The sequence below is a fragment of the Pseudomonas sp. CBS genome, from assembly GCF_024734645.1.
GTDB lineage: Bacteria > Pseudomonadota > Gammaproteobacteria > Pseudomonadales > Pseudomonadaceae > Aquipseudomonas.
The window spans coordinates 7,091,514-7,107,205 of the sequence record NZ_CP102929.1 but is presented as its reverse complement, the minus strand read 5'-3'; the positions used below and the strand labels follow the sequence as shown (position 1 = coordinate 7,107,205).

At 62.6% G+C, this 15,692-nt stretch carries 11 protein-coding genes; 10 read left to right on the top strand and 1 reads right to left on the bottom strand.

Features of this window, described 5'->3' with window-relative positions; genetic code table 11:
* Positions 1–70 precede the first annotated feature (70 nt).
* From NVB75_RS32480 to NVB75_RS32435, 10 genes are all read left to right on the top strand, one after another.
* Positions 71–1,930, top strand: a complete 1,860-nt coding sequence (locus NVB75_RS32480; RefSeq protein WP_258345081.1) for an extracellular solute-binding protein — start codon at positions 71–73, stop codon at positions 1,928–1,930.
* Positions 1,930–2,991, top strand: a complete 1,062-nt coding sequence (locus tag NVB75_RS32475; RefSeq protein WP_258345080.1) for a microcin C ABC transporter permease YejB — start codon at positions 1,930–1,932, stop codon at positions 2,989–2,991. The genes NVB75_RS32480 and NVB75_RS32475 overlap by 1 nt, the downstream gene beginning before the upstream one ends.
* On the top strand, positions 2,991–4,013 hold the full coding sequence (locus tag NVB75_RS32470; RefSeq protein ID WP_258345076.1) for an ABC transporter permease: 1,023 nt from the start codon (positions 2,991–2,993) through the stop codon (positions 4,011–4,013). Before NVB75_RS32475 ends, NVB75_RS32470 begins: the two co-directional genes overlap by 1 nt.
* An 11-nt stretch (positions 4,014–4,024) precedes the next feature.
* On the top strand, positions 4,025–5,596 hold the full coding sequence (locus tag NVB75_RS32465) for an ABC transporter ATP-binding protein (protein WP_258345074.1): 1,572 nt from the start codon (positions 4,025–4,027) through the stop codon (positions 5,594–5,596).
* Positions 5,593–6,990 carry a sigma-54-dependent Fis family transcriptional regulator gene (locus tag NVB75_RS32460; RefSeq protein ID WP_177026347.1) on the top strand — a complete coding sequence of 466 codons (1,398 nt, stop codon included), beginning with the start codon at positions 5,593–5,595 and terminating at the stop codon, positions 6,988–6,990. The genes NVB75_RS32465 and NVB75_RS32460 overlap by 4 nt, the downstream gene beginning before the upstream one ends.
* A gap of 295 nt (positions 6,991–7,285) precedes the next feature.
* Positions 7,286–8,677: a GntP family permease gene (locus tag NVB75_RS32455; RefSeq protein ID WP_093208848.1), complete on the top strand. Its 1,392-nt coding sequence runs from the start codon at positions 7,286–7,288 to the stop codon at positions 8,675–8,677.
* Positions 8,678–8,684: 7 nt separating this feature from the next.
* Positions 8,685–9,458 carry a 3-hydroxybutyrate dehydrogenase gene (locus NVB75_RS32450; protein WP_258345070.1) on the top strand — a complete coding sequence of 258 codons (774 nt, stop codon included), beginning with the start codon at positions 8,685–8,687 and terminating at the stop codon, positions 9,456–9,458.
* Between the two features lie 126 nt (positions 9,459–9,584).
* A complete protein-coding gene (locus NVB75_RS32445) occupies positions 9,585–11,543 on the top strand; it encodes an acetoacetate--CoA ligase (protein WP_258345069.1) in 1,959 nt (652 codons plus the stop codon).
* 135 nt (positions 11,544–11,678) lie between these two features.
* Positions 11,679–14,216: a PAS domain-containing protein gene (locus tag NVB75_RS32440; RefSeq protein WP_258345068.1), complete on the top strand. Its 2,538-nt coding sequence runs from the start codon at positions 11,679–11,681 to the stop codon at positions 14,214–14,216.
* Between the two features lie 42 nt (positions 14,217–14,258).
* On the top strand, positions 14,259–14,534 hold the full coding sequence (locus NVB75_RS32435; protein WP_010173346.1) for a peptidylprolyl isomerase: 276 nt from the start codon (positions 14,259–14,261) through the stop codon (positions 14,532–14,534).
* Positions 14,535–14,650: 116 nt separating this feature from the next.
* Here the strand turns inward: NVB75_RS32435 and NVB75_RS32430 are convergent, their stop codons facing one another.
* Complete coding sequence (locus NVB75_RS32430) at positions 14,651–15,559, bottom strand: sugar kinase (protein ID WP_258345067.1); 909 nt, start codon at positions 15,557–15,559, stop codon at positions 14,651–14,653.
* Between the last annotated feature and the right edge of the window lie 133 nt (positions 15,560–15,692).

The following is a 15,692-nucleotide window of genomic DNA, read 5'->3' as shown; positions in this document are numbered from 1 at the left end:
AAGACTGGCGAGGCGCACGCGCATAGCGTACAAATCCATTTACCTCTTCACCCGGCGCCCAAGGCTGATAATGCGAGTCGCTTTTTCTACTCTGTTTTGCTCCACCCTGGCCCTATTGCTGGCCAGCACCGCCGTGATCGCCGCGCCGCAATCGGCACTGACCGTGTACGGCGAACCGGCCAAATACCAGCCCGGGTTCACCCATTTCGATTACGCCAACCCCAATGCCCCCAAGGGCGGCAGCTTGCGGCGTTCGGCGATCGAAATCGGGCGCTACGACCATGTATTGCCTTATGGCGACAAAGGCATCGGCGTCAGCCAGGTCGACGGTTGGCTGTATTCGCCCCTGGCCCAGCGCTCCCTGGATGAGCCCTACACGGTCTACGGCCTGGTGGCGGAAAAGATGGAGCGGTCAGACGACGGTCTGTCCCTGCGTTTTTACCTGAACCCCAAGGCGCGTTTCGCCGATGGCCAGCCGATCACCGCCGAAGACGTGCGCTACACCTTCGACCTGCTGATGACCCAGGGCAGCCTGCGCTACCGCACATTGTTCGCTGACGTCAAACACGTCGAAGTCGAAGGCCCGCGCCAGGTGCGCTTCGATTTCTCCAGCAACGAAAACCGCACCCTGCCCCTGGATGTCGCCACCCTGCCGGTATTCCCGGAACATTGGTGGAAAACCCGCAACTTCGCCGACGGCGGCGGCTACGAGATTCCCCTCGGCAGCGGCCCCTACACCATCAGCAAGGTGGATGCCGGCAACACCATCACCTTCAAGCGTGACCCGAACTGGTGGGGCAAGGACCTGCCCATCAGCCGCGGCCTGTACAACTTCGATCACCTGAGCCTGGAATATTTCGGCGACACCGAAGTGGCGCGCCAGGTCCTGCGGGGCGGCGCCTATGACTTCAACCGCGAATTCTCTGCCACCGGCTACTCCATCGGCTACAACGGCCCGGCCCTGGACGATGGTCGCCTGCAACGCGCGCACCTGGCCAAAGAGGCGCCGCAACCAGCCCAGGGCTACGTGTTCAACGTGCAAAAGCCGATGTTCAAGGACCGCCGCGTGCGCCAGGCCCTGGCCATGTTGTGGGACTTCGAATGGGCCAACCGGCAGATGATGCGCAACATGTACATCCGCCAACAAAGCTTCTTCTCCAACAGCCCGCTGGCGGCGACCCAACTGCCGGACGCCCAGGAGCTGGCGATTCTGGAACCTTTGCGCGGGCAGATTCCCGACGAAGTCTTCACCCAAGTCTTCAAGGCGCCGACCACCGACGGCAGCGGGATGATCCGCGACAAGCAACTGCAAGCCCTGGCCCTGCTGGAACAGGCCGGCTGGAAACCCGACGGCGACAAACTGGTAAATGCCGAAGGCGAGCCGCTGGAGTTCACCTTCCTCAACGCCCAGAACGGCCTTGAGCGCTTGCTGTTGCCGTACAAACGCAACCTCGCGCAGATCGGCATCACCCTCAATATCCGCCGTATCGACTCCTCGCAATACGTCAACCGCTTGATGGCCCGGGACTACGACATGATCGTCACCGGCTTCCCGGTCACCACCTCGCCGGGGATGGAGCTGTACAACTACTTCGGTTCCGCCGCCGCGTTTGATACCGGCGCCAACAACTACATGGTCCTGAAAGACCCTGCCGTGGACAGCCTGATCAATGGCCTGGTCAAGGCCAATACCCAGTCGCAAATGCTGAGTTACGCCCACGCCCTGGACCGCGTGCTGCAATGGAATTACCTGTGGATTCCCAACTACTACCCGCCGGGCACCTCCGCCGCGTGGTGGAACCGCTTCGGCCGCCCGGCCGTGGAAGCCAAGACCGATGAGGCCCTGGAAACCTGGTGGGAAATCAGCCCCACGCCGCTGACCAATGAACAGATGAAAGCCGAACTGACCAAACGCCCGGGAGCCCGCTGATGTTTGCCTATATCGTGCGGCGCCTGCTGCTGATCATTCCGACCCTGGTGATTATCCTGCTGGTGAACTTCGTTATCGTGCAGGCCGCGCCCGGCGGGCCGGTGGAACAGGCCATCGCCCACCTGCAAGGCATCGGCGGCGGTGGCGTCGGCGGCTCGTCTGCCGAAAGCCTCAGCAGCGGCTCACGGGCCAGCCGTGGCCTGGACCCGGAACTGATCAAGGACATCGAAAAACAATACGGCTTCGACAAGCCCGCGCCGGAACGCCTGTGGCTGATGCTCAAGAGCTACGCCCAGCTGGATTTCGGCAACAGTTTCTTCCGTGGCAAAAGCGTGACCGACCTGATCCTCGAAAAGATGCCGGTGACCATTTCCCTCGGCCTGTGGGCCACCTTGATCACCTACCTGGTGTCAATCCCGCTGGGGATTCGCAAGGCGGTGCGCCATGGCAGCAGTTTTGATGTGTGGAGCAGCACCGCGATCGTGATTGGGTATGCGATGCCGGCGTTTCTGTTTGCGATGTTCCTGATCGTGGTCTTCGCCGGCGGCACCTCGTTGAACTGGTTCCCCGTACGCGGGCTGGTCTCGGAAGACTTCGACCAGTTGAGCACCGTCGGCAAGATCGCCGATTACTTCTGGCACCTGGTACTGCCGGTCAGCGCCCTGGTGATCGGCGGTTTCGCCACCTTGACCATCCTCACCAAAAACTCGTTCCTCAATGAAATCACCCGCCAGTACGTGGTCACCGCCCGAGCCAAAGGCTTGAGTGAACGCCGGGTGCTTTACGGGCATGTGTTCCGCAATGCCATGCTGTTGGTGATTTCGGGGATTCCCCAGGCGTTTATCGCGGTGTTCTTTGCCGGTTCGCTGCTGATCGAGGTGATTTTCTCCCTCGATGGCCTGGGCCGCATGAGCTACGAAGCGGCGGTTTCACGGGACTATCCGGTGGTGTTCGGTTCGCTGTTTATCTTCACGCTGTTTGGCCTCTTGATAAAACTCATCGGTGACCTCTGCTACACCCTGGTGGACCCGCGTATCGACTTCGCCGCGAGGAACGCCTGATGCTCAAGCTCTCTCCCGTGGCCCGTCGGCGCTTTGAACGCTTCAAGAAAAACCGTCGCGGCTGGTGGTCGCTGTGGCTGTTTATCGGCCTGTTTATCCTGACCCTCGGCGGCGAGTTGATCGCCAATGACAAACCCTTGGTGCTCAGCTACCAGGACGAACTGTATTTCCCGGTGTTCAAGCGCTACACCGAGCAGGAGTTCGGCGGGCAACTGCCCTTCCAGGCGGATTACCGCAGTGAATACGTACAGAACCTGATCAAGAAGGACGGCGGCTGGATGCTGTTCCCGCCGATCCCGTTCAGCGACGACACCCCCAACTACGAACTGACCCGTCCTGCCCCCAGCCCGCCATCGAGCGTGAACTGGCTGGGCACCGACGACCAATCCCGCGACGTACTGGCGCGGGTGATCTTCGGCGCACGAGTATCCATCCTGTTTGCCCTGGCCCTCACCGCCATCAGCGCTGCCATCGGCATCGCCGCCGGTGCCTTGCAGGGTTACTACGGTGGTTGGGTGGACTTGCTCGGGCAACGAATATTGGAAGTGTGGTCCGGCCTGCCGGTGCTGTACTTGCTGATCATCCTGTCGGGGTTTGTCGAGCCGAATTTCTGGTGGTTGCTGGGGATCATGGCGCTGTTTTCGTGGCTGGCCCTGGTGGACGTGGTGCGCGCCGAGTTCCTGCGAGGGCGCAACCTGGAGTACGTCAAGGCCGCGCGGGCGCTGGGTTTGGGTGACGGCAAGATCATCCGCCGGCATATCCTGCCGAACGCAATGACCGCCACCCTCAGCTACTTGCCGTTCATTTTGACCGGGGCGATTTCTACCTTGAGCGCCCTGGATTTCCTCGGCTTCGGTATGCCCGCCGGCAGCGCGTCACTGGGCGAGCTGATCGCCCAGGGCAAGCAGAACCTGCAAGCGCCATGGCTGGGGCTGACTGCATTTTTCACCCTGGCGCTGATTCTGTCGTTGCTGGTGTTTATCGGCGAGGCGTTGCGTGACGCCTTCGACCCACGCTCATGAAGGCCGTTGAGATGACTGAAAACCTGATCGAGATTCGCGACCTGAGCGTCGCCTTCAACGGCCAGACCGTGGTGCGCAAGCTGTGCCTGGACGTGCGCCCCGGCGAGTGCCTGGCGTTGGTGGGCGAGTCCGGTTCGGGCAAATCGGTGACCGCCCATTCGATCCTGCAACTGCTGCCCGAAGCCGGCACCGAAACCACCGGCTCGGTACGCTATCGCGGCCAGGAACTGCTCGGCGCCTCGCCCGCCACCCTGCAAAAACTGCGGGGCAACCGGATTGCGATGATCTTCCAGGAGCCGATGACGTCCCTGAATCCGCTGCACAGCATCGAGAAACAGATCGGCGAAACCCTGCTGTTGCACAAGGGCCTGGGCGGCAAGCAAGCCCAGGCGCGGATCCTTGAATTGCTGGAACTGGTGGGCATCCAGAAGCCCCAGGAACGCCTCAAGGCCTATCCCCATCAACTCTCCGGCGGCCAGCGCCAGCGGGTGATGATCGCCATGGCCCTGGCCTGCGAGCCGGAACTGTTGATCGCCGACGAACCCACCACCGCGCTGGATGTGACCGTGCAGCGCAAGATCCTGCTGCTGCTCAAGTCCCTGCAACAACGCCTGGGCATGTCGCTGCTGCTGATCAGCCACGACCTCAACCTGGTGCGCAGCATTGCCCAGCGGGTGTGCGTGATGAAGGCCGGGGAAATTGTCGAGCAGGCGGATTGCGAAACCCTGTTCTGCGCGCCGAAGCACCCTTACAGCCGCCTGCTGCTGGATGCTGAACCGGCAGGCATCGTCTTGAATCACGAGACGCGGGAGACGGTGTTGCAGGTGGATAACCTGAGCGTGCAGTTCCCGCTGGGCGGCGGATTGTTCCGGCGCAAGCAGTACCTGCAAGCGGTGGACGGCATCAGCCTGACGGTGCAGCGCGGCAAGACGCTCGGGATTGTCGGCGAGTCCGGCTCGGGCAAATCCACCCTGGGCCAGGCGATTCTGCGGCTGCTGGATTCCAGCGGCGCGATTCGCTTCCAGGGCGAGGCCATTGACGGCCTGACGCAAAAGCAGATGCAGCCGTGGCGCAAGCAGATGCAGGTGGTGTTCCAGGATCCGTTCGGCAGCCTCAGCCCGCGGATGTCGGTGGCGCAGATCATCAGCGAAGGCCTGGAAGTGCATGCCCCGTGCAGCCTCAAGGACCGCGAAGCCCAAGTGATCCGCGTGCTGGAAGACGTCGGCCTGGACCCGGCCAGCCGCCATCGCTACCCCCATGAATTCTCCGGCGGCCAGCGCCAACGCATCGCCATCGCCCGTGCCCTGGTGCTCAAACCGGCGTTGATTCTGCTGGACGAACCCACCTCGGCGCTGGACCGTACCGTGCAGAAACAAGTGGTCGCCCTGCTGCTTGAGCTGCAGGAAAAGTACGGCCTGACTTACCTGTTTATCAGCCACGACCTGGCAGTGGTGCGGGCCCTGGCCCACGACATGATCGTGATCAAGGACGGTAAGGTGGTGGAGCGCGGGCCGAGCGACGAAGTGTTTGCCGCGCCTCAACATCCCTACACCCAGGAACTCCTCGCGGCGGCGCATCCATGAACACCAGCGGCAGCCTCAAGGATTACCAATACGTTCGCGGCCTGGCGATCCAGTCGTTGTTCGAGATCATCGAGCAGTCCAGCGAAGGCACGGTGATTGTCGACGGTGACGCCAACATCGTCTGGATGAACGAGCGTTACGCCAAGCGCTTCGGCCTGAAAAGCGCCGACGAGGCCATCGGTCAACCCTGCGAGCAGGTGATATCCAACAGCCTGTTACGCCAGGTGGTGCGCAACGACCAGCCGATTCTGCTGGATATCCAGGACACGCCCAAAGGCCCGCTGGTGGTGATGCGCCTGCCGATCCATGACGACGCGGGCAAGGTGATCGGTGCAATCGGGTTTGCGCTGTTTGATGAATTGCGCAACCTGTCGCCGCTGATCGAGCGCTACCTGAGCATGCAGCAGGAACTGGCGTCCACGCGGTCGTTGCTGAGGTCGCGGCAAAGCAAGTACAACTTCGCGCACTTTATCGGCACCAGCGCGGCCAGCCTGGAAGTCAAACGCCGGGCGCGGCGCAGCGCCAGCGCGGACTCGCCGGTGTTGTTACTGGGGGAAACCGGGACCGGCAAGGAACTGCTGGCCCAGGCGATTCACGGTGCATCGCCTCGGGCGCACAAAGCCTTTGTGAGTATCAACAGCGCGGCGATTCCTCATGATTTGCTGGAAGCCGAATTCTTTGGCACGGCACCGGGCGCGTTTACCGGTGCCGACCGCAAGGGCCGCCCCGGCAAGTTGCAGATTGCCCAGGGCGGCACGCTGTTTCTCGATGAGATCGGCGACATGCCGCTGCCGCTGCAAAGCAAGCTGCTGCGGGTGTTGCAGGAGAAAGAGTTCGAGCCGGTGGGCTCCAACGAGATGATCCACAGTGATGTGCGGGTGATTGCCGCCACGTCGATGGACCTGGAAGCGGCGATCAAGCGCGGGGAGTTCCGCGCGGATCTGTATTACCGCCTGAATGTGCTGCCGATCCAGGTACCGCCGTTGCGCGCGCGGCTGGATGATTTGCCGGCGTTGAGTGAAGCGATTCTGGAGGAGTTGCGCAGCCAGCATGAACTGGACCGGGAAGCGCTGGCGCTATTGGCGCAGCATGCGTGGCCAGGGAATATCCGCGAGCTGCGCAATGTGCTGGAGCGGGCGGCGCTGTTGAGTGATGACCTGGTGCTGGATGCCCGTGAAATTCGCGCGGCAATTGGTACGTTCAGTCCGGTTGAGCACCGCTCGGTAGAGACCGTTGAGGGCGAGAGTTTCAGTGCGGCCAGGGAACGGTTTGACCGGCAGGTGATTGGGGCGGCGTTGAAGGCGTGTGAAGGGAATGTGGTGGAGGCGGCGAAGCGGCTGGGGCTTGGCCGGTCGACCTTGTACAAGAAGATGGTTGCGCTGGGCATCGCATAATCTCAAAACAGAGACACAATTCCAAATACAGAGAAAATCCATTGTGGGAGCGGGCTTGCTCGCGAATGCGGTGTGCCAGCCAGTAAATTCGGAACTGACATACCGCATTCGCGAGCAAGCCCGCTCCCACATTTGATCTCCACCAGTCTCAAATTCGGGACAGAATTTGAGAACGCACTCACAGATCAATAACTTTTCCATATATTTCAACAAGTTAAACACTTGGCACACATCTCGCTATAGCCCTTCCCCACCGCCTCACCCCACAAAAATAACAATCAGATGGAGACACACCATGAGTGTGATCATTGCCCTCGCAGCCCTGGCGCTGCTGATGCTGGCCGCCTACCGTGGCTACAGCGTCATCCTGTTTGCCCCCATCGCCGCCCTCGGCGCTGTGCTGCTCACCGACCCTTCCGCCGTCGCCCCCGCCTTCACCGGGGTGTTCATGGAGAAAATGGTCGGCTTCCTCAAGCTGTATTTCCCGGTGTTCCTGCTCGGCGCGGTATTCGGCAAGCTGATTGAAATCTCCGGTTTCTCGCGCTCCATCGTCGCTGCCGCGATCCGCTTGCTCGGCACCCGCCAGGCGATGCTGGTGATCGTGCTGGTGTGCGCCCTGCTGACTTACGGCGGCGTGTCGCTGTTTGTGGTGGTGTTCGCGGTGTACCCGTTTGCCGCCGAGATGTTCCGCCAGAGCAATATCCCCAAGCGCCTGCTGCCGGCGACCATCGCCCTCGGTGCGTTCTCGTTCACCATGGACGCCCTGCCCGGCACGCCGCAGATCCAGAACATCATCCCCAGTACCTTCTTCAACACCACCGCCTGGGCTGCGCCGTGGCTGGGGCTGATCGGCACGATCTTCGTGTTCTGCGTCGGCATGCTGTACCTGGCCCGCCAGCGCAACAAGGCCCAGCGGGCCGGTGAAGGCTATGGCACCAACCTGCGCAACGAGCCGGAGACCGCCGAAGACATCAAGCTGCCCAACCCGTGGATCGCCCTGTCGCCGCTGCTGCTGGTGGGCATCATGAACCTGCTGTTCACCCACTGGATTCCGCTGTGGTACGGCAAGACCCACACCCTCAGCCTGCCGGGCATGAGCGTGCCGGTGCAGACCGAAGTCGCCAAGCTCACGGCGATCTGGGCAGTGCAGGCGGCGTTGCTGGTGGGGATTATCGTGGTGCTGGTATTCGGCTTCTCGGCGATTCGCAGCAAGCTCGCCGAGGGCAGCAAGAGCGCGGTCAGCGGTGCATTGCTGGCGGCGATGAACACCGCTTCGGAATACGGTTTTGGTGCGGTGATCGCCTCGCTGCCGGGCTTCCTGGTGCTGGCGGACTGGCTCAAGGGCATTCCCAACCCACTGGTCAACGAGGCGATTACCGTGACCCTGCTGGCCGGTATCACCGGTTCCGCCTCGGGCGGCATGAGCATTGCGCTGGCGGCCATGTCGGAGAGCTTTATTTCAGCAGCCCATGCGGCCAATATCCCTCTTGAAGTACTGCACCGGGTCGCGGCCATGGCCAGCGGCGGCATGGACACCCTGCCCCACAACGGCGCCGTGATCACGTTGCTGGCGGTCACCGGGCTGACCCACCGCGAAGCCTATAAAGATATTTTCGGCATCACGATCATCAAGACCCTCGCGGTGTTCGTGGTGATTGGTACTTTCTACGCTACCGGCATTGTGTGAGGTTGATATGACGACATTGAACGGCAAGACCGCCCTGGTCACCGGCTCCACCAGCGGCATCGGCCTGGGCATCGCCCTGAGCCTGGCCAAGGCCGGCGCCAACCTGATCCTCAACGGCTTCGGCGACGCCAGCGCGGTGATCGCCCAGGTGCAGGCCTTCGGCGGCAAGGTCGGGCATCACCCGGCGGACGTCAGCGACCCGGCGCAGATCGCCGAGATGATTGCCTACGCCGAGCGCGAGTTTGGCGGCATCGACATCCTGGTGAACAACGCCGGGATTCAGCATGTGGCGTCGGTGGACGAGTTTCCGGTAGAGCGCTGGGATTCGATCATTGCGATCAACCTGTCGTCGGTGTTCCACAGCACGCGGTTGAGCCTGCCGGGCATGAAGGCCAAGGGCTGGGGGCGGATCGTCAATATCGCCTCGGTGCATGGGCTGGTGGGTTCGGTGGGCAAGGCGGCTTACGTCGCGGCCAAGCATGGCGTGATCGGGCTGACCAAAGTGGTGGGGCTGGAAACCGCCCAGAGTAATGTCACCTGCAATGCCATCTGCCCGGGCTGGGTGTTGACGCCGCTGGTGCAGAAGCAGATTGATGATCGCATCGCCAGCGGGGTTGACCCACAGCAGGCGCAGCAGGATTTGCTGGCGGAGAAGCAGCCGTCCCTGGAGTTCGTGACGCCGCCGCAATTGGGGGAACTGGTGCTGTTCCTGTGCAGCGAAGCCGGCAGCCAGGTGCGGGGCGCGGCGTGGAATATCGACGGCGGCTGGCTGGCCCAGTAAACGACGATGATCGTTCCCACGCTCCGCGTGGGAATGCAGCCCGGGACGCTCCGCGTCCCAAGAGCGGACGCAGAGCGTCCAATGAGGCATTCCCACGCAGAGCGTGGGAACGAGAGAGACTCACCTATGTCCGAAATACTCTGGCAACCCTCCCCCGAACGCATCCACACCACCCGCATGGACCAGTTCCGGCGCTTCATCAATGATCGCCATGCCTTGCAGATCAGCGACTACCCGGCCCTGCACCAGTGGAGCATCGACCAGCGCCCGGACTTCTGGCAGTCCATTGTCGAGTTCTTCGAGGTGCAGTTCCGCACGCCACCCAACGCGGTACTGATCGAAGGCGCCGAGATGCCCAGCGCCCAGTGGTTTCCCGGCGCTACCCTGAACTTTGCCGAACACCTGCTGCGCCGCCGCGACGATCATCCTGCGGTGGTCGCCATCAGCGAAGACGGCCAGCGCGAACAACTGACCTATACCGAACTGGCCCGCCACGTCGCCGGCCTTCAACGCAGCCTGCGGGCCGCCGGTGTCGGCGTGGGCGACCGGGTCGCCGCGTGCATGCCCAATACCTGGCAAACCCTGGTGGGCATGCTCGCCACCACCAGCCTCGGCGCGATCTGGTCGTGCTCCTCGCCCGACTTCGGCACCCAAGGCGTGATCGACCGCTTCGGCCAGATCGAACCCAAGGTACTGATCACCTGCGCCGGTTACCGGTATGCCGGCAAGGTCATCGACCAAAGCAGCAAGCTCAATGAAATCCTCGAGCGGCTGCCGTCCCTGCAACAGCTGATCATCGTGCCGTATGCCCGCCCGCAGGCGCGTCCCGAGGAGTATCAGACCCGGGCCAACGTCGCGCTCTGGAACGACTTCTACAGCCCCGGCGGTGAGCCCGATTTCGTCGCCGTGCCCTTCGATCATCCGCTGTACATCCTCTATTCCAGCGGCACCACCGGCGTGCCCAAGTGCATCATCCACGGCACCGGCGGCGTATTGCTCACCCACCTCAAGGAACACGGCCTGCACGCCGACCTGTCGCGGGATGACTGCCTGTTCTACTACACCACCTGCGGCTGGATGATGTGGAACTGGCTGGTGTCGGTGCTGGCCATCGGCGCCACGGCGGTGCTGTATGACGGCTCACCGTTTCACCCGGGGCCGGAGCGCCTGATGGACCTGATCGACCAGGAAAAAATCAGCGTGTTCGGCACCAGCCCGAAGTTCCTCGCCACCCTGGAAAAGGCCGGGCTGCAACCGCGCCTGAGTCACGACCTGGGCAGCCTCAAGGGCTTGATCTCCACCGGCTCGCCGCTGTCGCCCCAGAGCTACGACTACGTGTACCGCGAGATCAAGCCGGAGCTGTGCCTGTCGTCGATGTCCGGCGGCACCGACATCGTCTCCTGCTTTGTGATCGGCAACCCGGTGCTGCCGGTGCGCCGTGGCGAGATGCAGTGCAAGAGCCTGGCAATGGCCATCGAAGTCTGGGACGACAAAGGTCGCCCGCTGATAGGCGAAAAAGGCGAACTGGTGTGCACCCGGCACTTCCCGGCGATGCCTATCGGCTTGTGGAATGACCCGCACCAGGAAAAACTGCGGGCCTCGTATTTCGGCCAGTTTCCCGGCGTGTGGGCCCAGGGCGACTACGCCGAACAACGGCCCAATGGCAGCTTGCTGATCCATGGCCGCTCGGACGCCGTGCTCAACCCCGGCGGCGTGCGCATCGGCACCGCAGAGATTTATCGCCAAGTGGAAAAGGTGCCGCAGGTGCTGGAAAGCCTGGCCATCGGCCAACGCTGGCAGGATGACGTGCGGGTGGTGCTGTTTGTGCGGCTCAGCGACGGCGTGGAGCTGGATGACGCCCTGGAGCAGCAGATCCGCCAGGTGATCCGCGCCAACACCACGCCGCGCCATGTGCCGGCGAAGATTCTGGCGGTGACGGACATCCCGCGCACCATCAGCGGCAAGATCGTCGAACTGGCGGTGCGCAACGTGGTGCATGGCGAGGCGGTGAAGAACACCGACGCCCTGGCCAACCCCGAGGCACTGGAGCAATTTCGTGATCGCCCGGAGCTGGCAGAAAGATGAAACGTTTTAGCCCTCAAGCACTCATTTGAAGACAAAACCCTCAAGCATGCTATTTTTCGAGGGTGGAAAGCCGATCACTCCTCACGGGATAATCGGCTTTTGTCATTCTTCAAGCGTTACGCGCAGGGCATTTTCATGAACGTATCACCCACCGGCAGCGAGGCCGCAGCACTGATTGCGCGGCTGGACTGGGCACGAAGCCCCCTCGGTGACGCCATTGATTGGCCGCAAAGCCTCCGTACAGCCGTCGACATCGTGATCCATTCACCCATGCCGATGCTGTTGCTGTGGGGCGCCGAACTCACCCAGATCTACAATGACGGCTTCGCGATGCTGGCCGGCAACAAGCATCCTGGCGCCTTTGGCCAGCCTGCCGACCTGATCTGGCCGGAGCTGAAGCCGTTCACCGATCCGATCTACAGCGCCGTCTTCGCGGGCCAGGTGCGCACGTTCACCGAGCAGCGTTTCGTGCTGCAACGCAATCACCGCGACACCGAGATCTGGCTCGACCTGACCTACAGCCCGATCCGCGACGAGCGTGGTGAGGTCGCCGGGATCCTGATCACCGCCATCGAAACCAACGAGCGCCGGCGCATCGCCCTGGAACTCCAGCAGCGCACCGAAAACAGCCTCAGGGCTCAGCGCGACACCGAGCAGCGCCTGCAACTGGCCCTGGCCGCCACCGACGCCGTGGGCACCTGGGACTGGGACATTGGCGAAGACCGGTTTATCGCCGACGCACATTTCGCCCAACTGCATGGGGTTGACCCCTGCGATGCCGGCCTGCTGCCCATCAGCGACTACCTGCAAGGTGTGCACCCCGAAGACCGTGGCATGGTGGCCCGCAGCATCAAGCATTGCATCACCCACGGCACCGAATACGCCGAGGAATATCGCCTGCTGCAGGCCGACGGCGAAGTGCGCTGGGTGTTTGCCCGGGGCCGTTGCTACAAGGATCACCATGGCCGACCGGCACGTTTTCTCGGCGCCGCCCTCGACCTGACCGAACGCAAGCACACTGAGCAGGCCCTGCGCCAAAGCCAGACCGAGCTGCAACTGATCATCAACGCCATGCCGGTGCTGATCGGCTATGTCGACCACGAGCAGCGTTTTCGCCTGAACAACAGTGCCTACCTGGATTGGTACGGCATGACCCCGCAGGAGCTGTACGGCAAGACCATCCGCGAAGTGGTGGGCGACGAAATCTATGCCGGGCGCGTCGACAAGATCGAGGCGGCGCTCAAGGGCAAGGCCTGCAGTTTTGTCACCGTCACGCCGCACCATGACGGCCGCCCCCGCCACGCGCTGATGAAGTACCTGCCGCGTTTCAGCGCTGACGGTTCAGTCAACGGTTTCTACATTTTTGTGATCGACGAGACCGAGCGCAAACTGACCGAAGAAGCCCTGCGCCACCTCAACGAAAACCTCGAAGAGCGCGTCAATCAACGCACCCAGGCCCTGGCCGAAGCCAACCAGCGCCTGCAAAACGAGATGTTCGAGCGCGAGCGTGCCGAAGACGCCCTGCGCCATGCCCAGAAGATGGAAGCGGTCGGCCAGCTCACCGGCGGCATCGCCCATGACTTCAACAACATGCTCACCGGGATCATCGGCAGCCTGGACCTGATGCAACGCTACATCGCTGCCGGACGCAGCGACGAGATCGGCCGCTTCACCGACGCCGCCGTGTCCTCGGCCCATCGTGCCGCTGCGCTGACCCACCGCCTGCTGGCGTTCTCCCGCCGCCAATCCCTGGACCCCAAGCCGGTGGATCCGAATCAGTTGGTGGCGTCCCTGGAGGACCTGTTCCGCCGTACCAAGGGCGCGCACATCGAACTCAAGGTGCAACTGGGCACCGACGTGTGGCCGGTGAACACCGACGCCAGCCAGTTGGAAAACGCCCTGCTCAACCTGGTGATCAACGCCCGCGATGCGATGCCCGACGGCGGGCAATTGTGCATCGAGACCGCCAACAGCTACCTCGACGGCACCGACATCACCACCCTGGAGCCGGTCAAGGCCGGCGACTATGTGATGCTTGGCGTGAGCGACAACGGCGCCGGCATGACCGCGAAGATCCTCGCCAAGGCCTTCGACCCGTTCTTCACCACCAAGCCCATTGGCCAGGGCACCGGCCTGGGCTTGTCGATGATTTATGGATTTGCCCAGCAATCCGGCGGCCACGTGACCATTCACAGCGAACCGGGCCAGGGCACTTGCGTGCGCCTGTATTTGCCGCGTCTGCATGGCACGGCCCTGGAGCGCACCACGCCCGCCAGCCAAGGCGAAGCCCCGGTGGCACTGGAAGGCGAAGCCGTGGTAGTGGTCGAGGACGACCCGGCGGTGCGGATGCTGGTGGTGAATGTGCTGGATGAACTGGGCTATACCGCACACCAGGCGGCGGATGCACGGGCGGCCTTGCCGCTGCTGGAGTCTGACTTGCGCGTGGATTTGCTGGTGACCGATGTGGGCTTGCCGGGGATGAACGGCAGGCAATTGGCAGAAATTGCCCGGCAACATCGACCGGCGCTCAAGGTGCTGTTCATGACCGGTTATGCCGAGAAAGCCGCCGAGCGCCAGGGGTTCCTGGAGGCCGGCATGGACATGGTGGCCAAGCCGTTTTCGATTGACCTGCTGGCTAACAAAATCCGCAGCATGATCAGCTCAGAGGCCTGACTTCAGGCATAATCGCGCGCCGTTTCACATCAGGACCGATCAATGAAAGCCCAAGCCCGTCACATTCTGGTGAAAACCAGTGAAGAAGCCGAACAGCTCAAGCAGCGTATTGCCAAGGGCGAAGCGTTTGACGTGTTGGCCAAGAAGTACTCCACCTGCCCGTCTGCCAAGCGCGGCGGTGATTTGGGTGAAGTAAGGCCGGGGCAGATGGTGGGGGTGATTGATGCGGTGATCTTCAAGAAGCCGGTGAAGGTGGTTCATGGGCCGATCAAGAGCAAGTTTGGGTATCACCTGGTGCAGGTGTTTTACCGGGACTGATGGCTGATCGTTCCCACGCTCCGCGTGGGAATGCAGCCAGGGACGCTCTGCGTCCCAAGAGCGGACGCAGAGCGTCCGGTGAGGCATTCCCACGCGGAGCGTGGGAACGATCAGCGTTAGTCTCGGGGAATAAGTGCACCCGGCACCTGAATCACCCGGCTCGCCAGCCGATGCCCGGCCAAGGCTGCTTCCTGCGGCGAACCGCCCTTGAGCCGACTGGCCAGGTACGCCGCACTGAACGAATCCCCCGCCGCTGTGGTGTCTACCACCTTCTCCACCACCAACGCCGGCACCTCGAACCGCTCACCGTCACAGCGAATCAAACACGCATCCGCGCCCCGCTTGAGCACCACCTCGGCAATCGCCGGGTAGGCGGCAAACACTTGCTCGCTATCCTCATAGCCAAACAACGCGCGCTCGTCATCTTCGGTCAGCAAGGCAATGTCCACCTCGGCCAATACCCGGTGATACGCCGCACGCGCCACGTCCACACTGGCCCACAGGCGTGGCCGGTAGTTGTTGTCGAACACCACCTTGCCGCCGCGCTGGCGGGTTTCGATCAGGGTTTCCAGCAAGCGCCCACGGCCTACTTCGCCCAGTACTGCCAGGGTGATGCCGCTGAAATACACCACATCGTACGCCGGCAGCGCCGCCAAAATCGGCTCGGCTGCCGGTGTGGTGAAGCAGTCGCGCACGGCGGCTTCGTTGCGCCAGTAGAGGAATTTGCGCTCGCCGTTGGCATCGGTCTGGATGCAGTACAACCCCGGCAGGCGACCAGGCAGGCGCTGGACCATACCCAGGCCCAGCCCCTCTTCAGCCCAGTGCTTGCACATGGCGTCGCTGAAGCTGTCATCGCCCAGGGCGGTGACGTAGTCGACGGTGCTGGGTTCACCCAGTTCGCGGCGCAGGTAGACGGCGGCGTTCAGGGTGTCGCCGCCGAAGCTTTGTTGCAGGCTGCCGTCGGCGCGGTGTTGCAGTTCGATCATGCATTCACCGATGAGGGCGATGCGCGGTTGTGTGTTCATGCCTGGGGTCTCTCGATGTACTGGAGGGCGTCATCCTGTAGGAGCGAACTTGCTCGCGAAAAATCCGAAAGCGCCGTTGGGTATCAGGTTCCCCGCGTCATCGTTCACGACCATCGCGAGCAAGCTCGCTCCT

Excerpts from the sequence above, each read along its gene's own strand:
- NVB75_RS32480 (WP_258345081.1), top strand. The coding sequence starts at position 71 with ATGCGAGTCGCTTTTTCTACTCTGTTTTGCTCCACCCTGGCCCTATTG.
- NVB75_RS32475 (WP_258345080.1), top strand. The coding sequence starts at position 1,930 with ATGTTTGCCTATATCGTGCGGCGCCTGCTGCTGATCATTCCGACCCTG.
- NVB75_RS32470 (WP_258345076.1), top strand. The coding sequence starts at position 2,991 with ATGCTCAAGCTCTCTCCCGTGGCCCGTCGGCGCTTTGAACGCTTCAAG.
- NVB75_RS32465 (WP_258345074.1), top strand. The coding sequence starts at position 4,025 with ATGACTGAAAACCTGATCGAGATTCGCGACCTGAGCGTCGCCTTCAAC.
- NVB75_RS32460 (WP_177026347.1), top strand. The coding sequence starts at position 5,593 with ATGAACACCAGCGGCAGCCTCAAGGATTACCAATACGTTCGCGGCCTG.
- NVB75_RS32455 (WP_093208848.1), top strand. The coding sequence starts at position 7,286 with ATGAGTGTGATCATTGCCCTCGCAGCCCTGGCGCTGCTGATGCTGGCC.
- NVB75_RS32450 (WP_258345070.1), top strand. The coding sequence starts at position 8,685 with ATGACGACATTGAACGGCAAGACCGCCCTGGTCACCGGCTCCACCAGC.
- NVB75_RS32445 (WP_258345069.1), top strand. The coding sequence starts at position 9,585 with ATGTCCGAAATACTCTGGCAACCCTCCCCCGAACGCATCCACACCACC.
- NVB75_RS32440 (WP_258345068.1), top strand. The coding sequence starts at position 11,679 with ATGAACGTATCACCCACCGGCAGCGAGGCCGCAGCACTGATTGCGCGG.
- NVB75_RS32435 (WP_010173346.1), top strand. The coding sequence starts at position 14,259 with ATGAAAGCCCAAGCCCGTCACATTCTGGTGAAAACCAGTGAAGAAGCC.
- NVB75_RS32430 (WP_258345067.1), bottom strand. The coding sequence starts at position 15,559 with ATGAACACACAACCGCGCATCGCCCTCATCGGTGAATGCATGATCGAA.